This window comes from Methanococcoides sp. LMO-2, from assembly GCF_038432375.1.
Lineage (GTDB): Archaea > Halobacteriota > Methanosarcinia > Methanosarcinales > Methanosarcinaceae > Methanococcoides > Methanococcoides cohabitans.
The window spans coordinates 227179-242082 of the sequence record NZ_JBCAUS010000007.1 but is presented as its reverse complement, the minus strand read 5'-3'; the positions used below and the strand labels follow the sequence as shown (position 1 = coordinate 242082).

At 44.0% G+C, this 14904-nt stretch carries 13 protein-coding genes; 12 read left to right on the top strand and 1 reads right to left on the bottom strand.

Translation table 11 applies throughout. From position 1 onward, the window contains the following. The first annotated feature begins 3 nt into the window (after positions 1-3). The 11 genes from WOA13_RS11165 to WOA13_RS11115 all read left to right on the top strand — a co-directional run bounded on the left by WOA13_RS11165 (position 4) and on the right by WOA13_RS11115 (position 11409). Positions 4-1020 carry a cobalt-precorrin-5B (C(1))-methyltransferase gene (locus WOA13_RS11165; RefSeq protein WP_342128035.1) on the top strand — a complete coding sequence of 339 codons (1017 nt, stop codon included), beginning with the start codon at positions 4-6 and terminating at the stop codon, positions 1018-1020. After that, positions 1017-1601, top strand: coding sequence for a cobalt-precorrin-7 (C(5))-methyltransferase (locus WOA13_RS11160; RefSeq protein WP_342127974.1), 585 nt, complete (start codon positions 1017-1019; stop codon positions 1599-1601). Before WOA13_RS11165 ends, WOA13_RS11160 begins: the two co-directional genes overlap by 4 nt. Positions 1602-1819: 218 nt before the next feature. Next, entirely contained in the window at positions 1820-2515 is a 696-nt protein-coding gene (locus tag WOA13_RS11155) for an energy-coupling factor ABC transporter permease (RefSeq protein WP_342127973.1), read from the top strand. Beyond that, a complete protein-coding gene (locus tag WOA13_RS11150) occupies positions 2512-2814 on the top strand; it encodes an energy-coupling factor ABC transporter substrate-binding protein (RefSeq protein WP_342127972.1) in 303 nt (100 codons plus the stop codon). Before WOA13_RS11155 ends, WOA13_RS11150 begins: the two co-directional genes overlap by 4 nt. A gap of 118 nt (positions 2815-2932) precedes the next feature. Then, positions 2933-3715 (top strand): cobalt ECF transporter T component CbiQ, encoded by a 783-nt coding sequence (cbiQ, locus tag WOA13_RS11145; protein ID WP_342127971.1) that lies wholly within the window; start codon positions 2933-2935, stop codon positions 3713-3715. A 17-nt stretch (positions 3716-3732) separates the two neighbouring features. After that, positions 3733-5058 (top strand): energy-coupling factor ABC transporter ATP-binding protein, encoded by a 1326-nt coding sequence (locus tag WOA13_RS11140; RefSeq protein WP_342128034.1) that lies wholly within the window; start codon positions 3733-3735, stop codon positions 5056-5058. Positions 5059-5287: 229 nt separating this feature from the next. Further along, complete coding sequence (locus WOA13_RS11135) at positions 5288-5692, top strand: CBS domain-containing protein (protein ID WP_342127970.1); 405 nt, start codon at positions 5288-5290, stop codon at positions 5690-5692. Continuing rightward, positions 5692-6864, top strand: coding sequence for a cation:proton antiporter (locus WOA13_RS11130; protein WP_342127969.1), 1173 nt, complete (start codon positions 5692-5694; stop codon positions 6862-6864). The genes WOA13_RS11135 and WOA13_RS11130 overlap by 1 nt, the downstream gene beginning before the upstream one ends. A gap of 52 nt (positions 6865-6916) precedes the next feature. Next, positions 6917-8212: a PAS domain-containing protein gene (locus WOA13_RS11125; RefSeq protein WP_342127968.1), complete on the top strand. Its 1296-nt coding sequence runs from the start codon at positions 6917-6919 to the stop codon at positions 8210-8212. A 282-nt stretch (positions 8213-8494) separates the two neighbouring features. Continuing rightward, positions 8495-11173, top strand: a complete 2679-nt coding sequence (locus WOA13_RS11120; protein ID WP_342127967.1) for a cation-translocating P-type ATPase — start codon at positions 8495-8497, stop codon at positions 11171-11173. Positions 11174-11265: 92 nt separating this feature from the next. After that, positions 11266-11409 carry a hypothetical protein gene (locus WOA13_RS11115; protein WP_342127966.1) on the top strand — a complete coding sequence of 48 codons (144 nt, stop codon included), beginning with the start codon at positions 11266-11268 and terminating at the stop codon, positions 11407-11409. A gap of 120 nt (positions 11410-11529) precedes the next feature. On the opposite strand, the gene WOA13_RS11110 is transcribed toward WOA13_RS11115, so the two are convergent. Continuing rightward, entirely contained in the window at positions 11530-12309 is a 780-nt protein-coding gene (locus WOA13_RS11110; RefSeq protein ID WP_048206221.1) for an ATPase domain-containing protein, read from the bottom strand. A gap of 532 nt (positions 12310-12841) precedes the next feature. Between WOA13_RS11110 and WOA13_RS11105 the strand changes: the two genes are divergently transcribed. After that, positions 12842-14881, top strand: a complete 2040-nt coding sequence (locus WOA13_RS11105; protein WP_342127965.1) for an S-layer protein domain-containing protein — start codon at positions 12842-12844, stop codon at positions 14879-14881. The last annotated feature ends 23 nt before the right edge of the window (positions 14882-14904 follow it).

Genomic DNA, 14904 nt, shown 5'->3' with positions numbered 1-14904 from the left:
TCAATTATCGATCCTGTTAATAAATCAAAGATCCCGGAAGAGTGGATCAATAAATCAACAATGTCCCGCGATGAGCTTGTAGAAGGCATAAAAAGCGGGATGCTGGTGGTTCTTAGTGATGGTTCGGTTCTCAGACGAGGATATACCACAGGAACCACTGCTACCGTTGCGGCCAAGGCAGCAGTCCTTTCATTGAAGAAAGATGTGGACAGGGTCTCAGTACCCACACCTGTAGGACTTCGCGCTGTCATGGATGTCAGGGCAAAGGACGGTCATGCTGTTGCTATTAAACTGAAAAACGACCATGAGTCTGATATCACCCGTGGCCTTGAGTTCGAGGCAAAGGCAGTCGAGTCTGACAAGATCAATATCACTGCCGGAGAGGGAATAGGTATCGTCACAAGAGGCGGCCTGCAGTCCAAGAAGGGCTATCCTGCCATCAACCCAAAGCCAATGCAGCAGATCAAGGACGCTGTGGCAGAGGCCGTGGAAGAGATCGGAATCAAAGGTGTTGATGTGGAGCTATACCTGCCCAGAGGCGCTGAGATCGCAAAGCAGACCCTGAACAGCCGTATCGGCGTTGAGGGTGGCATCTCAATTCTCGGAACAACAGGTTTTGTTGAGCCCTGGAACGACCACCTTGGTGAGATGAAGAGCGATCTCGTACGCGATGCTTCAAAGGTCGTCCTGACCACCGGTCGTATCGGTATCCGCTATTCTACCATGCTTTTCCCTGACTATACGGTTGTTCTTGCCGGAAGCCGTATCTCCGAGTTCCTGGATTCAACAACCGGTGAAGTAGCCATTTGCGGCCTGCCGGGCTTGGTCCTGAAATGGGGAGATCCTGAAATGCTCAAGGACAGCGGTTATGCAACTGTCTCAGAGATGATCGAGGTGGAACCTGAAGGCGAGCACATCAAACGTGCATTTGCCAAAACAGTGGAGAAAGGCAAGGGTGCACGCATTGTGGTAGTTGACAGGGACGGAACCGTCCTCATGGACAGCGGGGAAAATAAATGATAATCGCAGGGGTCGGTGTCGGGCCGAACATGTTGACACTGGAAGCCATCGAAGCAATACGCAATGCATCGGTGGTCTATGGCTCAAAGCGCTCCCTTGAGCTTGCAGAACCTTACATTGAATGTGAGGCAAAGATCATCAAGAACTACAAGGCCCTGCACGAGCTGCCTGATGATGCGGTGGTACTTTCCACAGGCGATCCAATGTTCTCCGGGCTTGGCAAGTTTGCCGGGGAGGGTGACAGGATCATCCCGGGCATCTCTTCAATTCAGGTGGCATGTTCCCGCCTGTGTGTCAGCATGTCGAACATAGCTGCAATAACGGCGCATGGCCGTGACCCTGCACCTGCAAAGAAGGCATTTATCCAGGAGATCGAATTGGGTAAGGACATTTTCATGCTCCCTGCTGACACTTTTGGTGTTGCTGAGGTTGCTGAAGTGCTAAAGGAAATGGGTGTCGAAGCCGGACTTTACGTTTGCGAGAACTTCGGTTATCCTGAAGAGCGCATTGCAGGCGGAACAGTGGACTTACCTCCAAAGGCAGAATCAATTTTACATTGTGTTGTAGTTGTAAGGCAATAATTAGTTAACTTTGATTGTTTTACATTCCATTCCTTTCTTTTTTTGATAATATTTAAGTGGAAAACAATACTCTATTACCATATAAGCTAAAATACCTAATCTCAAGGTATTTATATAAAGTTTTCATTGTAGGAATATCTAAATCAAGTGTTATTGATTTAGGACATTCATCTAGCTAGATTCATAATTCATTATAAAATTAGGAATGGAGTGTTAAAATGCATATATTTGAGGGATTCTTACCATCACCATGGTGGCAACTGTGGTTTGTGTTCTCTATACCAATAATATTCTTTGGTATCTACAGGTTGAACAAACTTGTATCTGAAAAGCGCGAACTATTGCCTTTACTGGCAGTAGCGGGAGCATTCATCTTTGTACTTTCATCTTTGAAAATGCCATCTGTTACGGGCAGTTCATCACACCCAACAGGAACAGGAATGGCAGCAATTCTCTTCGGTCCTGCAATTGCAGCGGTCCTGAGTACAATTGTACTGCTTTACCAATCTATTTTCCTTGCACACGGCGGTCTTACAACACTGGGCGCAAATGTAGCATCAATGGGTATCATTGGCCCTGTTGTGGCATATGCTATCTATAAGGCTGGTATGAAAGCTAACATCAACTTCTATGTGGTAGTGTTCCTTGCAGCTACATTTGCAGACTGGTTCACCTATGTGGTAACTTCTCTTCAGCTTGCTTTAGCTTTCCCGGCAGAGGTCGGCGGATTTGCAGCATCACTCAAGGCGTTCATGCTTGTGTTCGCAACAACCCAGGTTCCTCTGGCTATCATGGAGGGTGCACTGACAGCTCTTATCTTCAAGTATGTGATACAGGTAAAGAGCGATGCACTTGTAGAGCTCAATGTTATTACAGAATCAGTCCTTAACAAGATCAGGGGGACCAGCCAGTGAAAGGTGAAGCAATATTTGCAGTGATCGCTATACTTTTCATAGCATCATTCTTCTATGGAATGGCAGCAAACCCGGACTCTGAGTTTGGTGGCGCTGACGGTCAGGCAGAAGACGTCATCGCTGAGATCACAGATGGTCAGTATGAAGAATGGACAGCTGATTCATGGGTCAACTCCGTAAAGTTCGAGCCTCCTGGAGGAGAGACTGAGAGTCTTCTCTTTGCACTTCAGGCAGCTATCGGTGCAATTGTCCTTGGTTACTTCTTCGGATACTACAAGGGCAAACAGCAATCTGAATAAGATTGTCCATTTTTTTCCACCTTATAGTGATCCTTATTAAGGATCACTCTTTTTTATGTTGTTGTCCTTAATGACACCATATCACATTAAAAAACGAAATTAACGGCGTGAACATAATATGACAAATATTCTTGATGACTATGCTCTGGTAAGTCCGTTAAGGTACCGAAACAACTGGCTAAAACTTTCGATCATTACTTTTGGTCTGTTGATGGGAGTATCTTCACAATCATTCATACTACCCTTTACTGTAGCTTTTTGCATGAGTTTTGCAACGGTTTACTTCGCAAAGATCCCTGTCGGTTTTTATCTGAAGCTACTGTCTGCTCCGGCTGTTTTCGTTATCTTAAGTGTTATTATCATAGCATTCTTCTTTGGTTCAGGAACTGAACTTTTTGGATTTGATGTCTTTGGTTACCGACTTGGTGTGAACACCGGTGGACTTGATATGGCATTGCTGGTATTTTCAAGGACACTCAGCGGTATGTCATGCCTGTTCTTCCTTGCTCTGACCACACCGATGGTAGAGCTTTTCTCAGTCTTGAAAGCTACAAAGCTGCCTGATTCCTTAATTGAACTTTCCATGATGATGTATCGTTACATCTTTGTTTTCCTTGAGGTCGCATGGGGTATCAAGTATGCACAGACAGTAAGGCTTGGATACAAGGACTGGAGAACCGGCCTGAATTCACTTGCCATGCTGGCAACGACCCTTTTCATAAGATCATGGGAGCAGGGAGAGAAGATCTTTATTTCCATGAGTGCACGTTGCTATGACGGAAGAATACTCTTCTTTGAGGAAAAAAGGCCCGTCAGGGCAACTGAACTTATACTTACAGGTGCCTACTTTTCCGTTATTCTGGCACTATGGTACCTGACTAATGATATATCTATATTCTAAAGGTCTCGGAGGTAAAAATTATGATACTGGAAACAAAAGGCTTGAAATATTCCTACCATGATGGGACCCAGGCCATAAAAGGCGTTGATGTAAAAATAAAAAAGGGCAAGAAGATCGCTTTTGTCGGAAAGAACGGTTCCGGTAAATCAACTCTTTTCATGTTATTGAACGGTACCCTCAAACCCAAAGAGGGAACTGTGTATTTCCACGGGAAACCCATGGAGTACGATGCAAAATCCCTGCGTGAGATAAGAAAAAGTGTGGGCATCGTCTTCCAGAACTCTGATGATCAGATATTTGCTCCTACAGTATACCAAGATGTGGGTTTTGGTCCTACGAACCTTGGTTATTCGAAAGAGGAAGTTGAGGAGAAGGTCAATAATACTCTCGAATATATCGGCATAACCGAATTCAAGGACAAACCTCCACACCATTTGAGTGGCGGGCAGAAGAAAAGGGTCGCCATTGCAGGTGTCTGCTCAATGGACCCTGAGGTCATGATCCTTGACGAACCGCTGGCTAACCTCGACCCCGTGGGAGCGGATGAGATCCTTGACCTGCTGAATGAGTTGAACCACAATGGTACCACCATGATAATTTCAACTCACGATGTGGAGCTTGCATATAGCTGGGCAGACTATGTCTATTTCATGACAGAAGGTAATCTGATAGGTGAAGGAAAACCTGAAGATGTATTCAGGGATGCTGATCTTTTGAGAAAATCATATCTCAGACAGCCTCGCACACTGGAGATATACAGTGAACTTGAAAGAAGGAACCTTGCAATCCACAACAGGTTCCCAACAAGTGTTCCTGAACTTGTGAATTCACTGAGGCCTCCTGAATTGATGTGGATAGAAGTATCCCCCGATGTAAAAGAAGGTGACATTATCAATCTCGGTGTCATGCACGGGAGCTATGCTATCAGCAGTCCTTATGAGGCAGTCAATGCAAGGGTCCTGCATATCCATCCGGACGGGCATGCCATTGCAGAAATGACAAGGCATGGTATAAAGTCAGGAGGGATTGTTATCTATGATACTGACAAGTATGACGAGGCATCCTTCCGTAAGATCGTCGCTGAAGAGGATATCGACAATATCGGTGCAATGGGTAAGAAAAGCAAAACACTTGCTGAAAATAACCTCATCGACCTTCAGATCACTTCCGGCGTCATCGATAAGTCTATACTGATGGCACTTTGTGGAAAGAGATGCCTGATACTGACCTCCGGCGGCATGGTGGAACATGCTGTGAAGCGTATCGACGAGTATGCCGAGAACAGTGGAATTGCTATTCAAATGTCCCTTTCGAACGTTGAAAAGGACGAACTGGACCTTTAAGTTCGCTTTCATCTTTTTTCTTCGATTTTTTTATTTTATTTTGGTCGTAGTGATAGCTTTGCAGATACATTTAATATTTGTAGAATAAAAGAAATAGTTTGTATGGGTATTTCCCACGCATTATAGCTTCAAGGGGGATAAAGCTGTGAAAGATGCTGGAAGTGGAGATTGTGCGAAATGCGTTCGGTCTTTTTCTGAAAGTTGTAACGAGAAGTTGATAGAACAGGTTATGACAAAAGATGTTGTAACAATCCATGAAGATGATCCGTTAGATGAGATCCTGGAAATTTTTAGCAAACATCATTTTCATACATATCCTGTGGTGAATAAAAGTTATGAAATTGTGGGCATAATCAATCAGGATGTAATGCTTCGTATCCTTCTTGTGGAGAGAACTCCAAGACTGGATCACACACATCATGCTGCAGTGGTAGCCCAGGGTGAGACAGCAAAGAACATAATGATCCCTCATCCGGTATCGATATCTTCAGATGAGCCTCTTTGTGAAGCAGCTGACATGATGCTCAAGCACAGGATGGATCGTGTTTGTGTTGTTGAAGATGGGAAACTTGTAGGTATCATATGCAAACCCGATATCCTTAAAGAGGTATACAAGTTAAGAGGTTATGAGTAATGGAAGTTCTCTTCTATATACTGATGATACTTCTTCTGGCAAAGATCTTTGGTGAACTGTTCGAAAGAGTGGGATTTCCTTCCATCCTTGGTGAATTGCTTTCCGGTGTGGTTCTTGGGATATTTCTTATACATCAGAGCTCAGAGGTCATCACATTCCTTGCTGAAATGGGGGCCATTTTCCTTTTGTTTACAGCAGGTTATAAGGAAGTTCATCTTCGCGACCTGACATCATCATCCAAAAAAGCATTAATAGCAAGTGTATGCCAGGTATTTGTAGCCTTTTTTGCAGGCTTCCTGCTGGGTATGTATTTCCAGTTCAGCACCCTCGTAAGCGTTTTTATGGGTGTGGCGTTCAGTCCTACTAGCATCGGAGTGGTTGTCAGGACACTGATCGATATGGATTACCTTTCAAGCAAACCCGGTTCCATGATGCTCACATCGTCCATCTTCGATGACATCATCGGCATATTCCTTCTCTCGATCGTAGTTACCATGGCAACATATGACCAGTTCCCTTCAGCTGTGCAGATTTTGTTCATTATGTTCAAGATCGTTGCTTTTGTGGTATTAATGCTCATTTTCAGGGTCTGGTTCTTCCCGAAACTCTTCGCATATGTACATAAAATGCATATCAGGGAGTCCATATTTGCATTTGTGATTATGGTAGCCCTGTTCTCTGCCTACCTTGCAGAGCTCTTCGGACTGCATGCTGTGATCGGAGCTTTCATTGGAGGTGTCATGATCTCGGATATCTCCCATGCAAAGATCGAGCATGTGCAAAGTAAGGTTACAGGAGTTGCGTACGGTATCTTTGTACCGATATTCTTCGCTTACATCGGTCTCTCCATGAATGTTGCCACTTTGCAAACAGTTGGCCTGTTTTCATTGGCCGTGGTTTTCCTGGCCCTTGTGGGTAAACTGGTAGGAGGTTTTGCAGGAGGTCGACTTATCGGTTTTGATAATTATGACAGCCTTATATTCGGTGTGGGAGTTATGCCAAGGGCAGGAGTAGAGCTGGTGCTGATATCCATTGGAAAGGAGCTTGGTATCATAGGTGATGAGATTTTTTCAGCCATTGTCCTGATGGTCGCAGTCTCTATTTTCGTATCACCTGTACTTTTGAAAATGGTAATACAGTCTAAAGAGAGAACAAAATCGATCAATACTTAAACTCAATAAACAAATAATAAATTGAAAAGTGTCAACTTAATGGGGATAGTACATGGAATCTAACATATCAGGTAAAAATGTTGCAAGTGGTTCTGAAAGTGCATTGGGTAAGGTACTGGACAGGAAAGAAGTGCTTGAAAGGATAATTGATAACAGTCCGGTTATTGCTTTTCTCTGGACGGCAGAAGATGTTCCCGAAGAAAAATGGCCTGTGGAATATGTTTCTGGAAATGTGAGCCTTCTTGGTTACACAGTTGAGGAGTTCGTCTCAGGCCGCCTCCACTATGCTGATATAGTCCACCCCGATGACCTGAAGATGGTGGAAGATACTCTCAGGCAGCGCTGTATACAGGGAGGAGATTTCTTCGATCAGGAATACAGGATCGTCTTAAAGTCCGGTGATGTACGCTGGGTCGATGAGAGAACCTATATCCAGCGGGATGATGCCGGGAACGTAACACATTACCAGGGTACCATCTTTGATATAACGGAGCAGAAGTTCAACGATATTGCCTTTGAGGAATCCCTGAAGAAACAGAAAGCTCTGGAAGATATCATTAACCATAGTTCCACCATGGTCTTCCTATGGAGAGCAGAAGATTTCTGGCCTGCAGATTATGCTTCTGAGAATGTTTCAAAGCTGGGATATTCAGCCGAGGATTTCATGCTCGGGCGCATCGTTTATGGGGATCTGGTCCATCCTGATGATTATGAGAGGGTCAGGGATACACTCGGAGAGAAATGTGATGATGGCAGTGACAACTACACACAGGAATACCGTGTGATAACAAAGGATGGGAAGTTATTGTGGGTAAATGAGAAGACCTTTATTCTCAGGGACAAAAATGGAGAACCTACCCACTTCCAGGGAATTGTTCAGGACATCACAAAGCAGAAAGAAAGTGAGATCGCACTCAAGGTTTCACTTGAGAAGCAGGCTGAACTGCTGGAGAGAAAACAGGCCCTTGAGACAATTGTAAATCACAGCCCAGTTATAGCTTTCCTCTGGAAGGCAGGAGCTGAGGATGAAAAAGAGCTCTGGCCGGTCGAATTCGTGTCAGATAACATTGCCCAGTTCGGATATACTGTTGATGAGTTCCTCTCGGGGGATATTTTGTATGGTAATATAGTCCATCCGGAAGACCTTCCCGAAGTGCAGATGGAACTTTCGGATATCTGTAATGAGGGTGGTAAGGTCTTTGTCAAGGAGTACAGGATAAGGACAAAGTCCGGAGAAGAGAGATGGGTTGAAGAGCAGACCTTTGTACAGCGCAATGATGAAGGTGTTGTGACCGACTATCAGGGAGTAATTCAGGACATCACGGAACGTAAGGAAAAGGGCTGCTGATTGAAAATTCGAAAGCAAAAGTTGTAGTATAGGTTTAAAGTTAAAATAAAACGAAGTCTGTCATCGACTTCGTTACTTAAAACCTCAATCTAAGGTTAAGCTGTTCCCTTTATTTTTTTCAAATTAAACAAAATTTAATATTACCAAAAATCCTTTTTTGAAGCATTTTTTTCAGGGATGATCAGAAGATCATTTAACATTGATCGCAAAGTTCTGTATTTGATCTGGTGGCAAATTAAGAAATACTATTGTTAACATATCTCCTTCTTAGTGGGTTTACTGATGGATTATGAAAATGCTGATATAGATTCTGTTCTTGAGGACCTGAAAACATCAAGGGAAGGTCTTTCAGAAGAGGATGCGGCAAAAAGGCTGCTTGAATATGGTTTCAATGAGCTTCAGGAAAGAACGAAAGTAACTCCTTTCAATGTTCTTGTCCGGCAGTTCGCTAATTTTATTGTGTGGGTTCTGCTGGCAGCAGCTATCATGTCACTAACGATAGATGAGATCGTTAATTTCTGGGTAATTATCGGCACCATAGCTTTCGTCATATTCTTGGGTTTTATACAAGAGTTCAAGGCCGAAAAAGCCATGGAAGCCCTTAAGAAAATGGTCCAGCCGGTAACCCATGTTCTAAGGAACGGTGTCGTGACAGAGGTTCCCACAAAAAACGTTGTTGTTGGTGATGTACTGGTACTTGAAACCGGTGACAAGATAGCAGCTGATGCACTTGTTTTTGAGTTGCACGGCCTCAAAGTTGATGAATCGGCGATAACAGGGGAGAGCATGTCCATAGAAAAGATTGCAGGAGACATGATCTTTTCAGGAACACAGATCGTTCATGGAAAATGTAGGGCTGTTGTAACAGCTGTGGGCATGCAGAGCAGGCTCGGAATGATAGCTGGTATGATACAGGAAAGTGAGGTAAAGACACCTCTTCAGCAAAAGATAGCAGAACTTTCCAAAAGCCTTGCTGTGATCGCTCTTGTTGCTTCAGGTCTCACTTTCATGCTTGGATACTTTACCGGTGCACCTACTGAGGAAATGATGATCATAGCCCTTGCTCTGGCGGTAGCTGCGGTTCCGGAAGGTTTGCCCCTGACCATGACGATCACGCTTGCATATGGTATGCACAGGATGGCAGAACACAACGCAATAGTAAGGAAAATGCTGGGTGTCGAGACACTGGGTTCCACAACGGTTATCTGTACTGATAAGACCGGAACCCTGACAAAGAACGAGATGACCGCTCAGAAGATATACACAGGAAACAAGTACTTTGATCTTACTGGGATAGGCTATGATCCACAAGGATCTCTGTTAAAGAATGAAGAGACTGTGGATCTGGAAAAGAATCCAACTCTTGATATGCTGCTGAAGGCAGCATCATTGTGTAATAATTCTTCCATGGTACAAAGGCAGGGAAAATGGGATGTTGTCGGTGATCCTACTGAAGTTGCATTGATCGTTGCAGCTTCAAAAGCTGATGTCTGGAAAGATGATCTTGATACTGAATATGAAAAACTTCATGAGATAATGTTCACTTCCGAAAGGAAGTTGATGACCACGATCCACAGTAGTGCTGAGGGCAGGATAGCTTTCTGCAAAGGTGCACCTGAATTTATCCTTCAAAAATGCGTATCCATTGAGAGCGATGATGGTGTAAGTGATCTAGGTGAGGGTGATGTTGAAAGGATATTGAGTGAGAACTTAGAGCTTGCAAGTTCTGCGTATCGTGTTCTTGGTATATCATACAGGAAGCTTCCCGAAGGGTTGCCTGTGGAAGAATCAGAGAGCGAACTCACATTCCTTGGACTTGTTGCCATGATAGATCCTGAACGGAAAGAAGCAAAGGATGCGATAGCCCTTTGCAACCAGGCGGGGATCAGGGTCGTTATGATAACCGGTGATAATGAGGAGACTGCAAAGGCTATCGGGAAGAAGATAGGTTTGTCTCCTGATTATAATGGTTCTGTTGAGCAGATGGGTGGAAAGCTAAGACACATCATTGATGATGGGGCCGTAACAGGAAGTGAGCTTCTGACCCTCGATGATGAGGAATTCGATTCTGTTGTAGAGGGTATCAGTGTCTATGCAAGGGTCATGCCTGAGCAAAAGCTCAGGATAGTGCAGGCATTGCAGAACCGTGGTCATGTTGTTGCAATGACCGGAGACGGGGTCAACGATGCACCGGCACTGAAGAAAGCAGATATTGGTATTTCAATGGGTATCAAAGGTACCGATGTTGCAAAGGAATCCAGTCTTATGATCCTTCAGGATGATAATTTCGAGACCATTGTTGAAGCTGTAAAACGTGGTCGTGGTATCTATGAGAACATTGAGAAGTTCACGACCTATCTGGTCTCAAGGAACTTTACCGAGGTGATACTCATCATGCTGGGCATAACGCTCCTGGGATTTGAACTGATACCACTTCTGGCATTACAGATCCTGTTCATCAATTTGTTCGGAGAGGTCATGCCAGCAATTTCACTGGGACTTGATCCCATAAGGAATGAAGTAATGTTTGAAACCCCACGCAAACGAGGAGAAAGAATACTTAAAAAGAGAAATCTGGTACTCATGGTCAGCATTGCTCTGACAATGGGTTTGGTATGTTTCCTGGTGTTCATGTTCTCAGATCCCATGGGCAATATAGAAAGGGCACGTACAATGACCTTCGCCACCATTTTGAGTATGATATTGTTCATCCCGTTCGTGTTCAGGTCATTGACAGTATCAGCGTTAAGCGTTGGAATTTTCAGCAACAAGCTGATGCTTGTAGGAGTGGCCAGTACATTTTTGCTGACACTGACAGTAATGTATGTCCCATATCTTGCTAATATATTCGAGCTTGTAGCTCTTGGGCCTGTGGAATGGGTAATTCCTGTCTCAGCAGCCTTTACAACACTTTTTATTGCTGAAGCGATAAAGAAAATAGTAGCAAGCAGCGGAATATGATTCAATTTAATATCAGAGTAAGTCTAATATATAGATGCACTCAATATAGAACATGTCTGAATGAAGATCTGGAATCCTGTGAGTGAGGTAAAATGAACTATAGATGCCCAGTTTGTGAAGGAAGGATGAACCGCTGGAGATATCCTACTATAAAGAGACACGACAATTTTGGTCGTACACTTGTTATCTACAAATGTATAGAATGTGGTCACGAAGAGACCTATCCAGATCTCTGATATTTTTGTTTTTGTATTGTTGAGATTCTCAGGCATCTTTAAGAAAAAAAGTAGAGATGCCCGAGTTATTCCTTTGATTTTTCCTGAAACTGTTTTACACCATTATGGTGTCGATAAGCTTCAGAATGGAGCAAACACCTGTTCGTGTGGGTGTATGACGAAACCCTCTGATGTGATATCGTATGGGTGCAGTTTCTTACTGTGGTCTGAACCACGCATCTTGAATATCTCGATGGTACGGGTGCGGACCGTTTCACGCATGTCGTAGTGAAGTACAAAGGTACCGTCTGTTACAAATGTCTCCACACCGAACCTTGATGGTTCTTTTTCATTGACGATCTCACATGTCATCAGTGAGGTCAGTCCTATCACTTCCAGTGTCGTACTGAGTTTGAGAAGTTCCACACGGATCTTTGCAGGATCGTGCAGGTAGAAACTGATGGAAGTTGTTGAGTCGACAAGGCATCTCTTAGCATCGATCTCTTCCTGGGTTGCAATGATCTGGTCCATCATGGAGCGGGTATCAAAAGGCCTGACATCGACATATTTTTCCTGTGAAGGAATGCCGATCTTGGTGGAGCATGCGTCGATGATGACAAGCTTGCCTTCATCTTCCAGTGCTTGCAGGTCCCATCCGAACTTCAATACGTTCTCCCTGATCTGCTCAGGTCTTTCTTCCGTTGCGACGATGATACCGTTCTCACCGTATTTTGTGATACCATTATAGATGTACTGGACGGAAAAGTTTGTCTTACCTGCACCGGATGTACCGGATACAAGGTAGGAACGGTCGCGGATAAGTCCTCCTCCGCAAAGTTCGTCAAATCCGGGAACACCGGTCTTGACCCTGTTCATTTCATCTTCCATTGATATCTCTTCAGAGGCTGACCCTTCGAACATTTATCTTTTCACTCCTCATTATATTATTGTGCACGTGGTTAAGATTTGTCAATATGGGACGAATTGAACCACTGATTATTATATGATGCTATGACAAAGTTACACTGTCATTATTATAATAATTAACACGCTGTACATATAAATTTATTGAGGATGGATTTCAATACCCCATTATTGCAGCATTGATAATTAAGATAAAAGTTTGAATGTTGTTCAAATCGACAATTTACGAATTATATTGTGCGATTATTGAAGATTTTATATTAAATCCCACGGTTTTTCTTCGACATTTACCGTTATTTGCATCGATATTTACCTGTGCATTGCGATAAATTGTCTTAAAGAGACCACAAAAGATTTAAAAGCCAATTAACTTATTAGTCAGTTGTAATCCAATATGACGGGATTAAGAGGGTGATGATGCCTCCTTCGGCAATGGACGAAACTTCGTTTTTTGTTGGGGGATTGATATACGTTAAAACGTTTATCTTGATTCTCACTCTTGTATTATTTAAAATAATGGAGGAAAATAATGAAAAGCTTTTTAGCAATCATAATGGCTGCTCTCATGGTACTGAGCTTTGTATCAGTAGCAAGTGCAGCAGACTCCGTCGAAATCAGAGGCCCAGTATTTAACGATACTGACTTTGATGCATTCGACGACACATGGGAAATAAACGCACAGAACTTTGCTGGTTTCTGGTATGATATCGATGACGGCAAGTCCAGTGAAACAATTACTATCGATGCAACAATTGCCAGTGGTTTCACAGATGGTGACAGGAAGCTTGTCGATGACACAGACGCTCTCGTTTACGAAGCAGAGATTCAGACAGAAATCGCACCTGAGTTCAATTTCAGTATTCCAGGCGATGCAAACACAGCTCTTACCTATGAGAAGATCGGTTTCCTTGCAGAGGAATACGTACCTATTGTTACAGGCGATGCATCCATGCTCACCAAACTTCTCATTGATGATGACGAGAGTTACACCATGAGGACCGGTGAGTCCCTCGAACTCGGTGAAGGCTATGCACTTACACCAAAGCAGATCGATGTCGATGGTAACAAGGTCTGGCTCGAGCTCACCAAAGACGGCGAGTTTGTCGATGACGAAGTTATCAGCACCGCTGATGCTGACAAAGCAGACAAGACCTGGTACTTTGACCAGGAAGTTCTCGGTGAAGATGATGTAATTACAGTCATTGTCCACATCGATGAAGTATTCCAGGGTCAGGTCGACAGCCTTTGTGTAGTCGAAGGTATCTGGCAGATCTCTGACGATGCAATGGAAATCGAAGTTGATGATGAATTCGGTAAGATGATCGTCGACAGCATCACAGATACAATCACAATGACTCTTGATGAGTCCATCACCCTCGATGAGGATGACACATACGAACTTATGGAAGACCTCAGCTTTGTTGTCGCAGACGATTCTGACAACCTCAGGTTCTACCTTGCTAAGACAATCACAGAGCCAGGTACCTATGAGGTTCGTGGTAGTGTTGTCGAGAATCCTGCAAACGGTGATGTAATTGTATGGACCGCAAATGGCGAGGAATACTCCTTTGCTGGCTTCTGGTATGATCTTGATGAAGATGAAACCTCCGAAGCACTGACCATAACCGGAGTTGACACCACTGAGAGGAAGATCAATGATGATCCTGTAGAGCTTAACTACACTACAACCATCATCCCAGGAATCGCACCTGAGTTCCCATTCGAATTAGATGATGCAGGAACTCTTGTCGAGTATGAGAAGATCGGCTTCCTCGCAGAGGAATACGTACCTATTGTTGAAGGCGATGCATCCATGCTCACCAAGCTTCTCATGGACGATGACGAGAGTTACACCATGAGGACCGGCGAGTCCCTCGAACTCGGTGAAGGCTACGCTCTTACACCAAAGCAGATCGATGTTGATGGTAACAAGGTCTGGCTCGAGCTTACCAAAGACGGTGAGTTTGTCGATGATGAAGTTATCAGCACCGCTGATGCTAGCATGGCAGACAAGACCTGGTTCTTCGAAGAGGAAGTCCTTGGAGAAGATGTAATCATCATCATTGTCCAGATTGATGAAGTATTCCAGGGTCAGGTAGACAGCCTTGCTGTAGTCGAAGGTATCTGGCAGATTTCTGACGATGCAATGGAGATTGAAGTTGACGATGAATTCGGTAAGTTAGTCGTAGACAGCGTCACAGATACAATCACAATGGATCTCGATGAGTCCATCACACTCGATGAAGATGACTCATATGAGGTTACTGATGAGATCAGCATCAAGGTCGCAGACAGTACTACAGACCTCAGATACTTCCCATTCGTCGAAGTAACAGTCGATGGCGAAATGGAAGTCGAGGAACCTGTCGAGGAACCTGTTGAGGAGCCAGTCGAGGAGCCTGTTGAGGAGCCAGCTGGCAACGAAACAGAAGAGCCTGTTGAGGAACCAGTCGAAGAGCCTGTTGAGGAACCAGTCGAAGAGCCAGCAGATGAGCCAGTACCTGGTTTTGAAGCAGTCTTCGCAATTGCAGGTCTCCTTGCAGTAGCATACCTTGTCAGAAGGAACTAAATAACTAAAATCTAAGAAGGGTG